The 17,029-nt window shown below is 69.4% G+C and carries 14 protein-coding genes and 1 tRNA gene; 5 read left to right on the forward strand and 10 right to left on the reverse strand.

The window, feature by feature from the left end:
* The first annotated feature begins 45 nt into the window (after positions 1-45).
* The 3 genes from AC07PU_RS33460 to AC07PU_RS33470 all read left to right on the forward strand — a co-directional run bounded on the left by AC07PU_RS33460 (position 46) and on the right by AC07PU_RS33470 (position 3,287).
* Positions 46-930 (forward strand): LysR family transcriptional regulator, encoded by an 885-nt coding sequence (locus tag AC07PU_RS33460; protein WP_495322560.1) that lies wholly within the window; start codon positions 46-48, stop codon positions 928-930.
* 76 nt (positions 931-1,006) lie between these two features.
* Entirely contained in the window at positions 1,007-2,167 is a 1,161-nt protein-coding gene (locus AC07PU_RS33465; RefSeq protein WP_495322561.1) for an agmatine deiminase family protein, read from the forward strand.
* Between the two features lie 28 nt (positions 2,168-2,195).
* Positions 2,196-3,287: an agmatine deiminase family protein gene (locus AC07PU_RS33470; RefSeq protein WP_495322562.1), complete on the forward strand. Its 1,092-nt coding sequence runs from the start codon at positions 2,196-2,198 to the stop codon at positions 3,285-3,287.
* Positions 3,288-3,293: 6 nt separating this feature from the next.
* Here the strand turns inward: AC07PU_RS33470 and paoC are convergent, their stop codons facing one another.
* The 5 genes from paoC to AC07PU_RS33495 form a co-directional block, all read right to left on the reverse strand.
* Positions 3,294-5,504, reverse strand: a complete 2,211-nt coding sequence (paoC, locus tag AC07PU_RS33475) for an aldehyde oxidoreductase molybdenum-binding subunit PaoC (protein WP_495322563.1) — start codon at positions 5,502-5,504, stop codon at positions 3,294-3,296.
* A gap of 5 nt (positions 5,505-5,509) precedes the next feature.
* Positions 5,510-6,460, reverse strand: coding sequence for an FAD binding domain-containing protein (locus AC07PU_RS33480; RefSeq protein WP_495322564.1), 951 nt, complete (start codon positions 6,458-6,460; stop codon positions 5,510-5,512).
* Positions 6,457-7,113, reverse strand: a complete 657-nt coding sequence (gene paoA / locus AC07PU_RS33485) for an aldehyde dehydrogenase iron-sulfur subunit PaoA (protein WP_495322566.1) — start codon at positions 7,111-7,113, stop codon at positions 6,457-6,459. The genes AC07PU_RS33480 and paoA overlap by 4 nt, the downstream gene beginning before the upstream one ends.
* 288 nt (positions 7,114-7,401) lie before the next feature.
* Positions 7,402-9,189 (reverse strand): sensor histidine kinase, encoded by a 1,788-nt coding sequence (locus AC07PU_RS33490; protein ID WP_495322567.1) that lies wholly within the window; start codon positions 9,187-9,189, stop codon positions 7,402-7,404.
* Positions 9,186-9,794: a response regulator transcription factor gene (locus tag AC07PU_RS33495; RefSeq protein WP_495322568.1), complete on the reverse strand. Its 609-nt coding sequence runs from the start codon at positions 9,792-9,794 to the stop codon at positions 9,186-9,188. Before AC07PU_RS33495 ends, AC07PU_RS33490 begins: the two co-directional genes overlap by 4 nt.
* 188 nt (positions 9,795-9,982) lie before the next feature.
* On the opposite strand from AC07PU_RS33495, the gene AC07PU_RS33500 reads away from it, so the two are divergent.
* Both AC07PU_RS33500 and AC07PU_RS33505 read left to right on the forward strand, forming a co-directional pair.
* Positions 9,983-11,665 carry an InlB B-repeat-containing protein gene (locus tag AC07PU_RS33500; protein ID WP_495322569.1) on the forward strand — a complete coding sequence of 561 codons (1,683 nt, stop codon included), beginning with the start codon at positions 9,983-9,985 and terminating at the stop codon, positions 11,663-11,665.
* Positions 11,666-12,050: 385 nt separating this feature from the next.
* On the forward strand, positions 12,051-13,124 hold the full coding sequence (locus AC07PU_RS33505) for a Shedu immune nuclease family protein (protein ID WP_495322570.1): 1,074 nt from the start codon (positions 12,051-12,053) through the stop codon (positions 13,122-13,124).
* 137 nt (positions 13,125-13,261) lie between these two features.
* Here AC07PU_RS33505 and AC07PU_RS33510 read toward each other — a convergent pair.
* From AC07PU_RS33510 to AC07PU_RS33530, 5 genes are all read right to left on the reverse strand, one after another.
* Positions 13,262-13,349: transfer RNA gene (locus AC07PU_RS33510), tRNA-Ser, on the reverse strand.
* 35 nt (positions 13,350-13,384) lie between these two features.
* Positions 13,385-14,659, reverse strand: coding sequence for a radical SAM family heme chaperone HemW (gene hemW, locus AC07PU_RS33515; RefSeq protein ID WP_495322571.1), 1,275 nt, complete (start codon positions 14,657-14,659; stop codon positions 13,385-13,387).
* A complete protein-coding gene (gene rdgB, locus AC07PU_RS33520; protein ID WP_495322572.1) occupies positions 14,650-15,249 on the reverse strand; it encodes an RdgB/HAM1 family non-canonical purine NTP pyrophosphatase in 600 nt (199 codons plus the stop codon). Before rdgB ends, hemW begins: the two co-directional genes overlap by 10 nt.
* 52 nt (positions 15,250-15,301) lie before the next feature.
* Positions 15,302-16,033, reverse strand: coding sequence for a ribonuclease PH (gene rph / locus AC07PU_RS33525; protein ID WP_057595162.1), 732 nt, complete (start codon positions 16,031-16,033; stop codon positions 15,302-15,304).
* Positions 16,034-16,099: 66 nt separating this feature from the next.
* Positions 16,100-17,011, reverse strand: a complete 912-nt coding sequence (locus AC07PU_RS33530; protein ID WP_093341139.1) for a PP2C family protein-serine/threonine phosphatase — start codon at positions 17,009-17,011, stop codon at positions 16,100-16,102.
* Positions 17,012-17,029: the final 18 nt, after the last annotated feature.

A 17,029-nucleotide genomic window follows, 5' to 3' on the forward strand; every position in this document is an offset into this window, starting at 1 on the left:
GATGAAAGGCGCTATCTTGTGCGCCGATCCATCGACCGGGTTCCCATGTCCAACGCCAGACTGCCTTCCTTCAAATTCCTGATCGGCTTCGAAGCGGCCGCGCGCCTGGGCAACTACTCGCGCGCGGCCGAGGAGCTTCACGTCTCGCAATCGGCCATCAGCCACCAGATCGCGCAGCTCGAGCAGCAAGTCGGCCAGCCGCTGTTCCGGCGCAAGGGGCGCGGCGTGGAGCTGACCGTGGCCGGCGGCCTGCTGCTCGACAGCGTGGGCAAGTCGCTCGAGCAGATCCGCCACGGCCTGCATCGCATCGAAACCTACATGGACGACCGCCTCGTCACGCTGGTCTGCCCCGCGCCCGTCGCGCACGGATGGCTGCAGCCACGCATCGACCGGCTGCTGCAGGCGCATCCCGACCTGTGCCCGATCGTCTCGGTCGACGAGAGCGCCCGCTTCATCGACGAGCTCGACGTGGACATCGCGATCACGCGCGAGCCGCTGCAGCAGCCGGACGTGTTCGAGGTGCCGCTGCTGAGCGACGAACTGGTGGCGGTCGGCCTGCCTGGCCAGGACTCGGATGCCGCGACCGGCCTGCTGTGCCTCGAGGCCGACCTCACGAGCGACCGCATCGGCCCCTTCATCCGCGAGCACTTCGGCCAACTGCGCAAGGCCGCGATCTACGACGACCCGCGCCTGCTGCTCGACGCCGCGCTGCGCGGCCGCGGCCTCGCGCTGGTGTCGCGGCTCTCGGCAGACGATGCGCTGCGCAGCGGCCGCTTGCGCCACCTCGCGACGTACCCAAGCCTGCCGCTCGGCAGCCTCTGGATCTCTCGCACCCAGGGCCCGTCGCGGCTGCCGCTGGTGCGCGAAGTGTTCGACAGCCTGCGGGCGTTTGCACGCGAGGACGGCCATTTCATGAGCCAGATCGATTGATATGGCCAGAAAAGATCAATTGTGCGGATGAATGAGCGTCTACAGAATCCGGGACTCCGTAGAAACCCTGATTCTTATGACGACTCGACGAACGCTCCTGGGCCTCGGTGGCCTGGGCCTCTTCCATGGACTGCTGAGCGCCTGCGGCGGTGGCGGCGGCAATGCCGGCGGCCCCGCGCTCCCCTTTCCGCCGCCGGCGCCCGCTCCCGCGCCCGCGCCTTCCCCCGCGCCCGCCAGCACCTGGCGCATGCCCGACGAGGGCGGTGCCCATCGCGCCGTCTGGATGGCTTTCGCCGCGCGCGAATCGATCTGGAGCGCCGAGCTGCGCGAGCCGGTGCAGCGCGCGCTGGCGCGCATCGCCAATGCGATCAGCGTCTACGAGCCGGTGAAGATGCTCGTGAACGCCGAGGATGCCGCCACGGCGCGCCAGCTCTGCGGCTCCAACGTGCAGCTGATCGAACACCCGATCGATGACCTCTGGGCGCGCGACACCGGTTGCGTGTTCGTGCGCAACGACCGCGGCGAGCGGGCCGCCGTGAACTTCAACTTCAACGGCTGGGGCCGCAAGCAGCCGCATGCACGCGACGCCACGGTGGCGGCGCGCATGGCCGAGCTCGCGGGCGTGCCGGTGCTGCGCAGCCGCCTGGTGCTCGAAGGCGGCGGCATCGAGGTCGACGGCGAAGGCACGGCCATCGTCACCGAGAGCTGCGTGCTCAACGAGAACCGCAACCCGGGTGTCTCCAAGGCCGCGGCCGAGGAAGAGCTCCGGCGCCTGCTGGGACTCACCAAGATCATCTGGCTGCCCGGCATCGCCAACCGCGACATCACCGATGGCCATACCGACTTCTATGCACGCTTCCTCAAGCCGGGCGTGGTGGTGGCGGCACTGGACAACGACCCCGAGTCCTTCGACCATGCCGTGACCCGGCGCCACCTCGACCTGCTGCGCACGGCGACCGATGCGCGCGGACGCGCCCTGCGCATCGTCACGCTGGCCACGCCGGGCCGGGTGCGCCCCACCTACGCACGCAAGGAGTTCGCGGCCGGCTACGTGAATTTCCTGCTGACCGACAAGGCCCTGTTCCTGCCCGAGTTCGGCGATGCGGCGGCCGATGGGGCGGCCCGCGCGGCGCTGTCCGCGGAACTGCCGAGCCACCAGATCGTGCAGCTCGATATCGATGCCATCGCCGCGGGCGGCGGCGGCATCCACTGCACCACGCAGCAGGAGCCGGCGTGATCCCGAACGCTTTCGCCAGGAGACCGACATGCATTTCTCGATGACCCGCCGCCGCTTGACCAGCGCTCTCGGCCTCGCGCCGCTGGGCTGCATCGCCGCCTCGCCCGCCGCCACGCCCGACAGCTGGCTGATGCCCGACGAAGCCGCGCCGCACCGCGCCACCTGGATGTCCTTCGGCCCGAGCGAGGCGATCTGGGGCCGGCGCCTGCTGACGCCGGTGCGCCAGCACCTGGCCCGCATCGCGCGCACCATCGCCGAGTTCGAACCCGTGCACCTGCTGGTGCGCGAACGCGAACACGACCTGGCTGCGCGCCTGTGCGGCAACCGCGTGCAGCTCGAGGTGCAGCCGGTGGACGATCTCTGGATGCGCGACACCGGGCCGGTGTTCGTGCGCAATGCGGCGGGCGAATGGGGCGGCGTCGATTTCAACTTCAACGGCTGGGGCGGCAAGCAGGCCCATGCCGACGATGCCGAGGTGGCCGGCTATGTGAGCGGTGCCGCCAAGGCACGGCCGCTGGCGACGGAGCTGGTGCTCGAGGGCGGCGGCATCGAGGTCGACGGCGCGGGCACGGCGCTGATCACCGAGAGCTGCGTGCTCAACGCCAACCGCAATCCCGGCTGGCGCAAGGAGGACTGCGAGGCCGAACTGCGGCGCCTGCTGGGCCTGCGCAAGATCATCTGGCTGCCCGGCATCGCGGGCCGCGACATCACCGACGGCCACACCGACTTCTATGCGCGCTTCGCGGCGCCGGGCATCGTGGTGGCGGGCCTGGAGAACGATCCCGATGCCTACGACCACGCCGTGACCCGGCGCCACCTCGAGATCCTGCGGCAGGCCACCGACGCGCGCGGCCAGCGCCTGCGCGTGGAAGTGCTCGCGGGGCCGGACTCGGTGCGCGACGCCTACGACGGCGAGGAGTTCGCGGCCGGCTACATCAACTTCTACGTCTGCAACGGCGCCGTCATCGCGCCGCAGTTCGGCGATGCGCGCGCCGACGGCAACGCCCGCGCATTGCTGCGCGAGCTGTTCCCGAAGCGCGAGGTGGTGCAGCTCGACATCGATGCGATCGCCGCGGGCGGCGGCGGCATCCACTGCACCACGCAGCAGCAGCCGCGTTGAAGTTCCTCAAGCCACCGGCGGCAACCGGTCGAGCAGCTTGTCGAGCGTGATCGGATAGCTGCGCACGCGGACGCCGGTCGCGTTGTAGACCGCGTTGGCGACCGCGGCCGCGACGCCGCACATGCCGAGCTCGCCCACGCCCTTGGCCTTCATCGGCGAGGAGATCGGATCGGTCTCGTCGAGAAACACCACGTCCTGGTGCGGGATGTCGGCATGCACCGGCACCTCGTAGCCCGCAAGGTCGTGGTTGACGAAGAAGCCATGCCGCTTGTCGACCGCCAGCTCCTCCATCAGCGCGCCGCCCACACCCATGGTCATGGCGCCGATCACCTGGCTGCGCGCGGCCTTGGGGTTGAGGATGCGGCCCGCGGCGCAGACCGCGAGCATGCGCCGCACGCGGATCTCGCCGGTGACGGCATCGACGCCGACCTCGACGAAGTGCGCGCCGAAGGTCGACTGCTGGTACTTCTTGTCGAGGTCGCCGTACTCGATGCCGTCCTCGGCCGACAGGCCCTCGGCGCCCGCGGCCTCGGCCAGCGGCACCGTGCGTTCGCCGGCGCGCACCATGCCGTCGGCAAAGCTCGCATCGGCGACCGCGAAGCCCAGCTTGCCCGCCACCGCCTCGCGCAGCTTCATGCAGGCCGCGAACACGCCAGAGGTCGAGTTGTTCGCGCCCCACTGCCCGCCCGAGCCGGCCGAGGCCGGGTAGGCCGAATCGCCGAGCCGCACCTGCACCTTGTCGAGCGGCAGCCCCATGGTCTCGGCGGCGGTCTGCGCAATGATGGTGTACGAGCCGGTGCCGATGTCGGTCATGTCGGTCTCCACCGTGACAACGCCGCGGTTGTCGAGCCGCACGCGCGCGGCCGACTTCGTGAGCAGGTTGTTGCGGAAGGCCGCGGCCACGCCCATGCCCACGAGCCAGCGGCCGTCGCGCTGTTGGCCCGGCGACGCGTTGCGCCGGTTCCAGCCGAAGCGCTCGGCGCCGGTGCGCAGGCATTCGATGAGGCTGCGCTGCGAGTACGGGCGCTCGGGCTTCTCGGGATCGACCTGGGTGTCGTTGAGCACGCGGAACGCGATCGGATCGAGCGCCAGCTTCTCGGCCATCTCGTCCATCGCGACCTCTAGCGCCATCAGGCCCGGCGCCTCGCCGGGCGCGCGCATCGCGTTGCCCTCGGGCAGGTCGAGCACCGCGAGCCGCGTGGCCGTGAACCGGTTCGCGCCGGCATACAGCAGCCGGGTCTGGTTGACCGCCGTCTCGGGCTGGCCGCCCTCGAGGTCGCCCGACCACCCTTCGTGCGCGATGGCCGTGATGCGGCCGTCGCGCGCGGCGCCGATGCGGATGCGCTGCACGGTCGCGGGCCGGTGCGTGGTGTTGTTGATCATCAGCGGCCGCGTCAGCGCCACCTTCACGGGCCGGCGCGCGGCACGTGCGCCCAGCGCGGCGAGCAGCGCATCGGCGCGCACGAACAGCTTGCCGCCGAAGCCGCCGCCGATGAAGGGCGAGACCAGGCGCACGTTCTCCTTCGGGATGCCCAGCGTCTTGGCAACGTCGCCGACGCCCCAGGCGATCATCTGGTTGGCGGTCCAGATCGTGAGCCGGTCGCCCTGCCACTGCGCGATGGAGGCATGCGGCTCCATCATCGCGTGCGACTCGTCGGGCGTGCTGTAGGTCGCGTCGAGCTGCACCGGCGCCGCGGCGAAGGCGCCCGCGAAATCGCCGACCCTCGTCTCCGGCTCGCCCGACATGGGGCTGGCCTTCGGCGGCTTGGCCGACGCCATCTCGGCCGCGAGGTCGAAGCGGCCGGCCGCGCGCGTGTACTCGATGCGCACCAGTTGCGCCGCGGCGCGCGCCTGCTCGAAGCTCTGGGCCACCACCACGGCCACCGCCTGGTGGTAGTGGTCGATTTCGGGCCCGGCCAGCAGCTTGGCGGTGTTGAAGTCGCCCTTGCCCAGCTTGCCGGCATTGCGCGCGGTGACGATCGCCAGCACGCCCGGCGCGGCCTGCGCCGCGCGCAGGTCCATCGAGGCGATGCGGCCCTTGGCGATGCCGGCGCCGATCACGTAGCCGTAGGCCGCGCCCGGCACTTCGGCATGGCGTTCGTAGGCATAGCGCGCGCTGCCGGTGGTCTTGACCGGGCCGTCGATGCGGTCGGTCGGGCGGCCGATGACCTTGAGCTGGTCGATCGCGTTGGTGGTCGCGGGGGTGTCGAATTTCATGATGTTCAGCTCCTCGCCTGCACCAGGGCCGCCGCGAGCGCGCGTTCGGCCAATGGCAACTTGAATGCGTTCTCGTGGGTCGGCTGCGCATCGGCCAGCAGCCGTGCGCTCACCGCGCGCGCGCCCTGCGGCATCGCGGCCTCGGCAGCCTCGATGCGCCACGGCTTGTGCGCCACGCCGCCGAGCGCCACGCGCCCGGTGCCATCGCGCTGCACGATGGCCGCCACCGACACCAGCGCGAAGGCGTAGGAGGCGCGGTCGCGCACCTTGCGGTAGACCTGCGTGCCGCCCACGGGCCGCGGCAAGGTCACGCCGGTGATCAGCTCGTCGCGCTCGAGCGCGGTCTCGATGTGCGGCGTGTCGCCGGGCAGCCGGTGGAAGTCGGCGATCGGAATCACGCGCATGCGCCCGTCGGGCTTTACGGTCTCGACGGCCACGTCGAGCACGCGCATCGCCACCGCCATGTCGCTCGGATGGGTCGCGATGCAGGCCTGGCTGGCGCCGATCACCGCGAGTTGCCGCGTCACGCCGCCGATCGCGCTGCAGCCGCTGCCGGGGCGGCGCTTGTTGCAGGGCTGGTCGGTGTCGTAGAAGTAGGGACAGCGCGTGCGCTGCAGCAGGTTGCCGGCCGTGGTCGCCTTGTTGCGCAACTGGCCCGAGGCGCCGGCCAGCAGCGCGCGCGACAGCACGCCGTAATCGCGGCGCACGCGCTCGTCGGCGGCCAGGTCGGTGTTGCGCACCAGCGCGCCGATGCGCAGGCCGCCGTCGGTGGTCGCCTCGATGCGGTCGAGCTTCAGCGGGTTCACGTCGACCAGGTGCACCGGCGCCTCGATCTGCAGCTTCATCAGGTCGAGCAGGTTGGTGCCGCCCGCGATGAACTTGGCGCCGGGATGGCCGGCCACGGCCGCCGCGGCCTGCGCGGGCGTCTGCGCGCGTTCATAGGTGAAGGGCTTCATGCGCGGCTCCCGGCCACCTCGGTGATGGCATCGACGATGTTCGAGTAGGCGCCGCATCGACAGATGTTGCCGCTCATGCGCTCGCGCAGTTCGTCGGCCGACAGCAGCGGCCGCGCCGTGAGATCGGCGCTCACGTGGCTGGGCACGCCGCGGCGCACCTCGTCGATAGCGCCGACCGCCGAACAGATCTGGCCCGGCGTGCAGTAGCCGCACTGGTAGCCGTCGTGCTTGACGAAGGCCGCCTGCAGCGGATGCATGGCCTGCGGCGTGCCCAGTCCTTCGATGGTCGTGACCTGGGCGCCCTCGTGCATGACCGCGAGCGTGAGGCAGGAATTGATGCGGCGCCCGTCGAGCAGCACGGTGCAGGCGCCGCACTGGCCATGGTCGCAGCCCTTCTTGGTGCCGGTCAGGTGCAGGTGTTCGCGCAGTGCGTCGAGCAGGGTCGTGCGCGTGTCGAGCTCGAGCGCATGCGATTGGCCGTTGACCTGCAGCGAGAGTCTGGTGGGAGGCATGTTCGTGGGCGGTGGTGATGCCGCGGCCGGCGCGGCCGCGGCGGGCAAATGAGACGAGACCGCGGCGGCGGTGGCGGCGGTCGCGATGAGCGCGTCGCGCCGGGTGATTGACGTCGTAGGCGATGTCGTGGGGCTTTCCATGGGGGGACTCCTGTTGTTCGAGGGTCGGGTGCGCGTGGGAACACTCTGATAGCGCGAGCCACCGGGGTTCGCAGTAGGAGAAGGGATGTTGTTGGGTCCCGTGGGGGGCTCGTCGCGCGAGGACGCCGGTGAGGCGAAGCACCATTCTTGGGAACGGCCCGTGGGATCGATGGCGCGTTTCACGCGTTTTCTTGCCTGATCCAACGAGCTTGCGCCGCTTTGCGGCCGCGCGATGGTGCGCGTGTAAGAAGGCGGCCTTACAGCGTCGGCGCGAGTACGCCGGGCGCCCTACACCGGATCGCGCACGGCCTGCGCATGGCCGAGGAAGGCGCGAAGCTGCGAGGGTCGCACCGGCTTGACGATGACCGGCAGGCCCGCCGCCTGCGCCGCGCTCAGGTAGTCGCCGCCCACGTCGCCGGTGACGATCAGCGCGGGCAGTGCCGCATCGTTCAGCGACGAACGCAATGCCTCGATGGCCTGGATGCCGCCGGCCTGCGAGCCCAGGCGCAGGTCCACCACCAGCGCGTTCGGGCGGAAGCCCGCCTGCAGCACCTCCTGCGCGTCCGCGATGCCGCTCGCGGAGCGCACGTCCATGCCCCACGACACGAGCAGCCCGCGCAGGGCCTGCAGCGAATCGCGATCGTCGTCGACCACGAGCACGCGAGCCGCCAAGGCGGTCGGCGACGCTGGCAGGGGCCGCCCTGCGTCACCCGTGCCGTCGCTCGCTCCGGCATCGACCAGCGGCAGATGCAGTTCGAACACGCTGCCCTGCCCGGCCGAGGAACGAACGGCCACGCGAAGATCGAGCAGGTCGCTCAATCGCTTCACCGTGGCCAGGCCCAGGCCATAGCCCAGCCGCCGGTCGCGCGCGGGATTTCCAGCCTGGTAGAACTCGTCGAAGATCTGCGGCAGGTGCTCGGCGGCGATGCCGATGCCCGTGTCCTCGATGCGCAGCCGCAGCCGGCCGTCGTCGATGCGGCCGTCGACGCGCACCTGGCCCGCGTGCGTGTAGCGGATGGCATTCGCCAGCAGGTTGGTGAGTACGCGCGCAAGCAGGGCACGGTCGCTGTGCACCATGCAGGGCTCGATCGCCGTCTCGAAACGCAGGCCCTTGGCCGCGGCCATCGCCTGGTGCGGGCGGCAGCATTCGCGCACCAGTTCGTCGATGGCCAGCGGCGCCCATTGCGGGCTGGCCGAGCCGGCATCGGCGCGCGTGATGTCGAGCAGGTCGTCCACCACATCGGTCATGCCATCGGCGCAAGCCACCAGTTGCTCCGACATCTCCTTGACCGCGCGCTCGGTGCTCACCGTGTGCACCGTCTGCGCGAGCAGCGCCATCGCATTGAGCGGCTGGCGCAGGTCGTGGTTGGCCGAGGCGAAGAAGCGCATGCGCGCGGCGACCGCTTCCTCGGCCGTGCGCCGCGCCGCGCTGCTGCGCTCGTTCTCGGCGCGCAGCGCGATCACCAGCTCCGCATTGCGCCGGCGCTGCGCCTGGATCTCGTGCAGCGCGGACGACAGCTCCCTGGAACTCAGCAGCGTGTAGACCCCGATCAGCGTCACGATCAGCGCCATCGCCAGGTGGTAGCTGCCGCCGAACCAGATGTCGCGCAGCACCAGCGGCCCGAGGATCAGCACCACGTAGGCGATGGCCGCGCGCCCCATCGTCGAGAGCCGGATTGCGCCGCCCAGCGCCACCGTGACCATCGCGATGTGAAGGATGGCCTCGGCCTGCGCCGGCCCCTCGTGGCGCAGCAGCACGCTGAGCACGCCCCAGGACAGCGCCAGCACCTGGTTGCTGGCCATGATCGGCAGCACCATGGCCTGCGGGTTCGCGCGCATGCCGGGCCGCAGCGCCCAGGCGACCCAGAGGCCCAGCCGCACCGCGACGATGCCGCAGTAGACGACGAACCAGGCCTGCACGCGCGCGCCGTCGAGCCCCGCCGCGTACTCGAGGTAGCACAGCAGCCCGCCCACCGCCGCCAGCAGCCACGACCAGACCGTGGAGCGGATCATCTGCTCCAGCTGCTGCAGCTGGAGGTCCGAGAAGGCCAGGCGTGCGCCGAGCGCGGGCTTCACCGCTGCTCCAGCAGCAGGCCGGCGCGGCGCGCCTGCACCAGCAGGTGCGTGCGGTTGCGCGCATCCATGGTGTCGAGCAGCGCCGTGATGTGCAGCTTGACCGTGCGCTCCGCGATCTCGAGCTCGGCCGCGATCTGCTTGTTCTGCCGCCCTTGCGCCACCAGCAGCAGCACCTCGAGCTGGCGCGGTGTCAGGCTCGCGGCCGGCAGGCCCGCCTGCGCCTGCAGCAGGTCGAAGGACTCGCCGCCCGCGGCCACCTCGTCGAGCGCGCGCGCGATGCGCGCCACCGGTTGCGACTTGCCGATGAAGCCGGCCGCGCCCGCCGCGCGTGCGCGCGCCGCGAGCACCGGTTCCTCGTCGCCCGAGATCATCAGGCGCGACACCAGCGGATGCCGGGCGCCGAACAGGCGCAGGCCTTCGAGTCCGTCCTCGCCGCCCAGGCGGTAGTCGATCAGCACGATGTCGGGCGCGCATTGGGCGGCGCATTCCACGCCCTGCGCCAGCGACAGCGCCGTCTGCACCTCGAAGTCGGGACGGGCGTGCGTCAGCGCATGCGCAAAGCCGATGCCGAAGAGCGGGTGATCGTCGACGAGCAGGAGTTTCATGGTGCCGTGATCCTCGGGGCGGGATCCGCCCGCGCCCTCTCCTCGTGGGCCGCATTGTCCATGCCGGCAGCCTACAGGCGCGCGGCGCACGGGCCAACAGCACCTTCGGGCAGGTGCCCGAAGGTGCTATGGGCGAGGGCCGGTCCCGTCCCTACGATCCGCCCCTCTTTACGAGCGAGGACTGCGAGATGACGAAGACGAGCGGCTATGGACGATGGATCGTGTGCGCGGGGGCCCTGGCCCTGCTGGCGGCCTGCGGAGGCGGAGGCTCGGGCGGCGGCGCGTTGCCGCCTCTCGGCATCGTGCCGCCCCCACCCGCGCCGATCGTCGTGCGCCACACCCTCGAGGTCGGCATCACCGGCGGGGGCCGTGTCGCATCGCAACCCGCGGGCATCGACTGCACCGACCGCTGCGCAGCCGAGTTCGATACCGGCACCGAGGTGCTCCTCAGCGCTTCCCCGGCCGCGGGCCAGGTCCTCGGCGGCTGGAGCGGCGCCTGCAGCGGCAATGCCAGCACCTGCCGCGTGCGCATGGACGCCGCACGCAGCGTCAGCGCCGCCTTCGTCGCCGCGCCGCCCACCGCGGGCTGGAGCGATGCGATCGCGCTCTCGGCCGCCGGCGCCAGCCTGCCCAAGGTCGCGATCGATGCGCAGGGCCGCGCGCTGGTCGTGTGGCGCCAGATCGAGGGCAACCCGCAGGCGGACCGCCTCTGGGGCAGCCGCTACCTGCCCGGCAGCGGCTGGACCGCGCCGCAGCGCCTGGAGGCCAACGCGGGATCGGTGCGCGACATCCGCGTCACCATCGACAAGCCCAGCGGCCGCGCCGTCGTGCTGTGGACCCAACTGAGCTCTGCGACCGGCCACGACCTGTGGGCGCTGCCGGTCGATCTCGCCGCCGGCTGGGGCAGCCCCGCGCTGCTGGAGACCGGCAGCGGCACCGTCGGCAACGCGAGCGTCGGCGTCGACGCCCATGGCAACGCCGTGGCGGTCTGGTCGCAGATCGGCCCGGCCACGCGCTTCAGCATCTACGCCAACCGCTTCACGCAGGCCGGTGGCTGGGGCACGGCTGCGCTGATCGAGACCGACGAGACCGTGGGTGTCGTGAACGGCGATCCCGCGGTGGTGGTGGCGGGCTCGGGCGAATCGCTGGCCGTCTGGAAGCGCTCCACCGGCAGCAGCGCCTCGCTATGGACCAACCGCGCCAACGCGAGCGGGACCTGGGGCACGGCGGCCGAGCTCGTGCCGGATGCGGGCACCGCGCAGTCGATCGGTGCGCATGACCTCACGATCGACGCAGGCGGCAACGCGCTGCTGGCCTGGGGCCAGGCCGACCTGCCCGGCGGCAGCAATCAATGGGAGAGCGCGGTGTGGTTCAAGCGCTTCTCGGCGGGCGCCTGGCAAAGCGGCACCGCGCGCGTGGGTGCGCCGTTCACGTCGACGCAGGCCTTTCTCAGCACGCCCGTGCTGCGCATGAACGCGGCCGGTGCGGCGGTGCTGAGCTGGGGGCGGCTCGACAATGCGCTCATGGCTTCGGCGGCTGCGCAGGGTGCTGCGTTCGGTGCGGGGAGCGTGGTGCGGGCGGCGGCCTCACGGGCTTTGAGCAGCCTGCCTGCGTTGGGGATCGACGATGCGAGCAATGCGTTCGCAGCGTGGGCGCAGGCGAATGACCTGGGGACGGCGGACCTCTACGCGGCACGACATGCCCTGGGTGGGGGCTGGGGAGCGCCTGCGCTGCAGGAGAGCACGGATGAGGCGGCGGCTGCGCCGGATCTGGGGATGAACGAGCTGGGGAATGCGGTGCTGGCCTGGCAGCAGTTCGAGGCGGGGAGCGGGACGCGGGTGATGGTTCGGGGGTATGGGGCGGGGCGGTAGGGTCTGCGTTCGGACTTGTCCATCGTGAGTGAAGACTGCTGCACCGGCCTGCTGCGCAACTTCGCTTACTGCATAGGCAGCTTGCACCCGGCGGATGAGCAGCAAGATGGATATCAACCACCTCTTAGACATCGAGCCGGCGCAGAGGCCAAGCAGGGCCAAGTTCCAGCCTTAGTTGGGCCGGAAAACTGAGATATGACTCCTCACATAGCCGTGGGGCGAAGCCGGCTAGCCCTTAATGATCCCGCTGACGTGCTGGCTGTGGCTGCAGTCGTTGCCCCTCAGATCGCGTTTCACAGATGTCGATAGCCGAGCCTCATCCCTAAGATTTTTGCGACAGCTGGCAAAATAAAGATTTTCTCGATATTGCGATTACCGCCAATTCATGAAAATCGTTGACACAATTCTTAGATTCCCCATAGGCCAAGCATCACGTCGCGACGGAATTTGCCGCGTACGGGTGTTCGCTCCAACAAGCGGTATCGCTTTGCTATTGACGGATCTGGGAGATCTCAACACCGGTAAGTCCGTAACCAACGCGATCGAAATGATCCATCGAACTGCGGTCGAAGTAGGTTTGGTTGACGCCAATGCCTCGGTGATCGAACACTATGAGCACAGCTCGGGGCCGAGTCTCGACGTCGTCACCTTTTCGGCGAACGGCTCTCCGTCTTGGGCAACGGTCCCCATCGGTCAAGCAATATCGATGCTGGGCTGCTCAGCGGATGAACTCAATTCCGAAACTCGAAACAATTCGCGCCTCATGACTTTGATCGAGCGCATCCGTAATCAAATCGATCCATTCATCGACTCCCCAATTTCCGAGCCTCGATCCGTTACGCTTAAGAGGCTGAACATCGATGAGCGAAAAATCTCGAAGGCCGGTTTGGCGTCCATCGTCGAGGCGGGTGCTGGCGAACGCGAGTTGCAGCGGCTTTTGAAGACCGATCTATCGATCTTTGGCGAGATCTATGCTCCTGATGAGGAATACATTGCATTCTCCGAGTTTCCGCTGGAAGACGGCTTCGTAGATTTCGCCATCTTTACAGGCCGCTCTCGAATGGACGTGATATTTGTAGAGATCAAGGGCGCTGACTTTCACCTCGCGAACGGCGGCTCGTATGGAAAGTTCGCCAGCAAGATCGAAGAGGGCGCTTACCAGATCCGAACCCGGCTCGGCGCGTTTGTCCGAAACTACGAGCCCTTTAGGCAGCACGTCCACGCTATCCGCAAGAAAGCAGAGGCAGGCACGTCAATCCACAACGCCCTACTCGGGCCTCGCACTCCGCTGGAGGTCGATCCGAACAAGGACGTGAACGTGCGCTATATCGTCATTGGTGGCCGGACTCGGGACGATGCCGTCGAAAGTCGCATGCGAAACGAATACGAACGCTCCTTCACCCCGTCGATCAAGCTCGAATCGTGGGACTCATGGCTGAGAAAGCTTCGTCGCCCCTGAACCCTGGCACGAAGCACAGTAGCAGGTGTCATACAACCGATTCCACTCGGGTCTTAGCTTCTGGGCAAGTGATCAACCAACTCATGAGCCAAAGTTAGGCTTCCATTGGTCGAGCACCGATGAGAGACATCGATGGCTGGCGGAGAGTGTGAGATTCGAACTCACGGACGGTCGCCCGTCGGCAGTTTTCAAGACTGCTGGTTTAAACCACTCACCCAACTCTCCGGAGCCGGCGATTCTATGCCGACCTCGGCCCGTGCTCAGTCCTCGGGCAGGAACAGGGTCTGCAGGTCGCTGAGGAAATCGAGCCCGCGCTCGGTGGGCCACACGCGGCTCAGGTCGCGTTCGACGAGGCCCTTGCGCTCGGCCTCCTCCAGACCGCGCTGGATCGCGGTGAAGGCAAGGCCGGTGCGCTCGCCGAACTGCATCAGCGTGAAGCCGGCCTTCAGGCGCATGGCGTTCAGCATGAATTCGAACGGCAGGTCGGCCAGCGCGACCTCGTCGCTCTGCGCGACGGCGGTGCCGGCACGGGCGTTGTCCATGTACAGGCGCGGCTCGCGAAAGCGCACCTGGCGCACGATGCGGTGGGCGAAGCTGAGCTTGCTGTGGGCACCGGCGCCGATGCCGAGATAGTCGCCGAACTGCCAGTAGTTGAGGTTGTGCGCGCAGGTATGGCCGGGCCGCGCATAGGCCGAGACCTCGTAGCGCGACATGCCGATGGCGCCGGTGCGTTCGGTGATGCGGTCGAGCATGGCGTAGGCGATGTCGTCCTCGGGCAGCTGCGGCGGGAACTTGGCGAACCAGGTGTTCGGCTCGATGGTGAGGTGGTAGACCGACAGGTGCGGCGGCGCGAGCGCGAGCGCCTGCGTGAGGTCGGCGTCGAGCTGCTCGAGCGACTGGCCCGGCAGCGCGTACATGAGGTCGAGGTTGAAGGTGTCGAACGAGGCCGCGGCCTCCTCGGCGGCGGCGATCGCCTGGGCGCGGTCGTGCACGCGGCCCAGCGCCTTCAGGTGTTCGTCGTTGAAGCTCTGCACGCCCAGCGACAGCCGGGTGACGCCGGCCGCGCGGTAGGCGCGGAAGCGGTCGCGCTCGAAGGTGCCGGGGTTGGCCTCGAGCGTGATCTCGCAGTCGGGCGTGAGCTTCAAGCGCGCGCGCACGTCGCCCAGCAGGCGGTCGATGGCCTGGGGCGAGAACAGGCTCGGGGTGCCGCCGCCGATGAAGATGGCGTGCACGCCGCGGCCCCAGATCAGCGGCAGCGCGGCATCGAGGTCGGCAATGAGCGCGTCGATGTACGCGGACTCGGGCATGCCGTCGGCCTCGGCGGGGCTCGTGGCGCGCCACTCGTGGGAATTGAAGTCGCAGTACGGGCACTTGCGCAGGCACCACGGCAGGTGGATGTACAACGTGAGCGGCGGCAGCGCCGTCAGCTGCAGCGGGCCGGGGCGCATCCAGTGCAGCACGTCGTTGGCATGCGGCGCGCCGACCGGCGCCGCGGGCTGGATGGGAACCACGGACGAGGGACCGCTCACAGCCATCGCTCGCGCATCAGCGCCAGCATGGCGCGCGCGGCCTGACCGCGGTGGCTGTGGGCGTTCTTCACCTCGGGCGTGAGCTGGGCGAAGGTCTTGCCGAAGGCGGGCAGGTACATCACGGGGTCGAAGCCGAAGCCGTTGTCGCCGACCGGCGCCGGTGCGATCTCGCCGGCGACGCGGCCCACCGCGATCAGCGGCTCGGGGTCGTCGTGCCTGCGCAGCGCGACCAGAGTGCTGACGAGCGCGGCGCGGCGGTTGGCCTGTCCGGCCAGTTGCTCGAGCAGGGCTTTCACGTTGTTGGCATCGCCCTTGGAGTAGCCGAACTGGGTGGCGTAGTAGGCGGTGTCGACGCCCGGCAGGCCGCCGAAGGCATCGACGCACAGGCCGGCGTCGTCGGCGATGGCGGGCAGGCCGGTGGCGGCGCTGGCGTGGCGTGCCTTGGTCAGCGCGTTCTCGACGAAGGTGCGGAACGGCTCCTCGGCCTCGCCCACGCCGAGCTCCGACTGCCGCACGAGCGTGACGTCGAGTTCGGCGAAGAGCTGCTGCAGTTCGGCCAGTTTGCCGGCGTTGTTGGAAGCCAGGACGAGTTTCATACGTGGAAAGGAATAACTGCGGCGGCCTTCTGCGGGCCGCGGTTCATGGCTGCTACTTCGACTGCAGGGCCTGCTGCTGCAGGACGACGAGTTCGCCGATGCCCTTTTCGGCCAGGCCCAGCAGCAGGTTCATCTCCTCGCGCGTGAAGGCCACGCCCTCGGCGGTGCCCTGCACTTCGACGAAGTGGCCGGCGCCAGTCATGACGACGTTCATGTCGGTGTCGCAGGCGGAGTCCTCGGTGTACTCGAGGTCGAGCAGCGGCGTGCCGCCGACGATGCCCACCGAGATGGCGGCGACATGGCCCTTGATCGGCGAAGCGGCCAGCGTGCCGGCGGCGATCAGCTTGCTGACGGCATCCTGCGCGGCGACGAAGGCGCCGGTGATGGCGGCGGTGCGAGTGCCACCGTCGGCCTGCAGCACGTCGCAGTCGAGGTGGATGGTGCGTTCGCCGAGCGCGGCGAGGTCGAACACGGCGCGCATCGAGCGGCCGATGAGGCGCTGGATTTCCTGCGTGCGGCCGGTCTGCTTGCCCTTGGCGGCCTCGCGGCTGCTGCGGGTGTGGGTGGCGCGCGGCAGCATGCCGTATTCGGCCGTGACCCAGCCTTCGCCGCTGCCCTTCTTGTGCGGCGGCACCTTCTCCTCGACCGAGGCGGTGCACAGCACGCGGGTCTGGCCGAACTCGATCAGCACCGAGCCCTCGGCGTGGATGGTGAAGCCGCGCGTGATGCGCACGGGGCGCAACTGGTCGGCGGCGCGGCCGCCGCTACGGGTGAAAGCTGTCATGGTCTGATGAAGAAAAAAGGAAGGGAAAACACGGGCGCGCCCTCGAACGGGAAGGCGCGGAACGATTCAGGTCTTGCGGGCCGCCGAACGCCGGATGGCTTCGTTGATCTCGGCGATGGAACGCTCGATGGCGTCCTCGTCGAGGTCCTCGATCTCGTCGTCGGCGAGCATGCCGGCCTGGATGGTCGAGGCGAACACGCCGTCGCTGATGCTGTCGGTGGAGATGCCGGGCTCCTCGCCGGGCGCGTCGGGCATTTCCCACTCGAGCGCGATCAGCGTCACGTTGTCGCTGTGCGAGCCGCCCTTGCGCAGCGCCATCTCGGCGAGGTCGGGCGCGGCATCGGACACCGGCTTGCCGGACGACAGGGTGTGCACGATGAGCGCATCGTCGAGCACGCCCCAGACGCCGTCGGAGCACAGCATGATGCGGTCGCCGCGCTGCAGCGCGAGCGGGGCCGACACGTCGAACAGCGGCGTGGTGGGCGAGCCGAGACAGGTGAGCAGCAGGTTGCGGTTGGCGGGCGAGGACTCGGACACGCCGCGGTGGCGCGGGCGCTCGGCATGCGAATGGTCGAGCGTGCGCACCAGCAGGCGGCCGTCGCGCACGACGTACAGGCGCGAATCGCCGCAATGCATCCAGGTGGCCATGCCGGCCTGCAGCACGGCCGCAACGACGGTGGTGCGCGGCGTGTCGAGCATCGCCTTGCTGCTGGCGTAGCGCATGATCTGCTGGTGCGCGGCCATCGCCGATTCAGCGAGGAAGGCCTTGGGGTCCTTCACCATCGGGCGCGCCTCGCGCTGGTAGAGCGCGGCCACGGTCTGCAGCGCGATCTGCGCGGCCACCTCGCCCTCGGGATGGCCGCCCATGCCGTCGGCCAGCACGAACAGGCCCGATTCGCGCGTGTAGCAGTAGCCCATGCGGTCTTCGTTCTTGAGACGGCCGCCCTTGCGGCTGACCTGGAAGACGGAGAACTTCATGGCCGCGCCTCCAGGCGG

It is taken from the genome of Variovorax sp. GW821-FHT10D07 (assembly GCF_059415325.1).

What these genes read in the sequence shown, in the direction of transcription:
- AC07PU_RS33505 (WP_495322570.1), top strand. Translation starts at nt 12,051, where the DNA reads ATGAAAATCGTTGACACAATTCTTAGATTCCCCATAGGCCAAGCATCA.
- AC07PU_RS33495 (WP_495322568.1), bottom strand. Translation starts at nt 9,794, where the DNA reads ATGAAACTCCTGCTCGTCGACGATCACCCGCTCTTCGGCATCGGCTTT.
- AC07PU_RS33480 (WP_495322564.1), bottom strand. Translation starts at nt 6,460, where the DNA reads ATGAAGCCCTTCACCTATGAACGCGCGCAGACGCCCGCGCAGGCCGCG.
- AC07PU_RS33500 (WP_495322569.1), top strand. Translation starts at nt 9,983, where the DNA reads ATGACGAAGACGAGCGGCTATGGACGATGGATCGTGTGCGCGGGGGCC.
- AC07PU_RS33460 (WP_495322560.1), top strand. Translation starts at nt 46, where the DNA reads ATGTCCAACGCCAGACTGCCTTCCTTCAAATTCCTGATCGGCTTCGAA.
- AC07PU_RS33470 (WP_495322562.1), top strand. Translation starts at nt 2,196, where the DNA reads ATGCATTTCTCGATGACCCGCCGCCGCTTGACCAGCGCTCTCGGCCTC.
- paoA (WP_495322566.1), bottom strand. Translation starts at nt 7,113, where the DNA reads ATGGAAAGCCCCACGACATCGCCTACGACGTCAATCACCCGGCGCGAC.
- rph (WP_057595162.1), bottom strand. Translation starts at nt 16,033, where the DNA reads ATGACAGCTTTCACCCGTAGCGGCGGCCGCGCCGCCGACCAGTTGCGC.
- paoC (WP_495322563.1), bottom strand. Translation starts at nt 5,504, where the DNA reads ATGAAATTCGACACCCCCGCGACCACCAACGCGATCGACCAGCTCAAG.
- AC07PU_RS33530 (WP_093341139.1), bottom strand. Translation starts at nt 17,011, where the DNA reads ATGAAGTTCTCCGTCTTCCAGGTCAGCCGCAAGGGCGGCCGTCTCAAG.
- hemW (WP_495322571.1), bottom strand. Translation starts at nt 14,659, where the DNA reads ATGGCTGTGAGCGGTCCCTCGTCCGTGGTTCCCATCCAGCCCGCGGCG.
- rdgB (WP_495322572.1), bottom strand. Translation starts at nt 15,249, where the DNA reads ATGAAACTCGTCCTGGCTTCCAACAACGCCGGCAAACTGGCCGAACTG.
- AC07PU_RS33465 (WP_495322561.1), top strand. Translation starts at nt 1,007, where the DNA reads ATGACGACTCGACGAACGCTCCTGGGCCTCGGTGGCCTGGGCCTCTTC.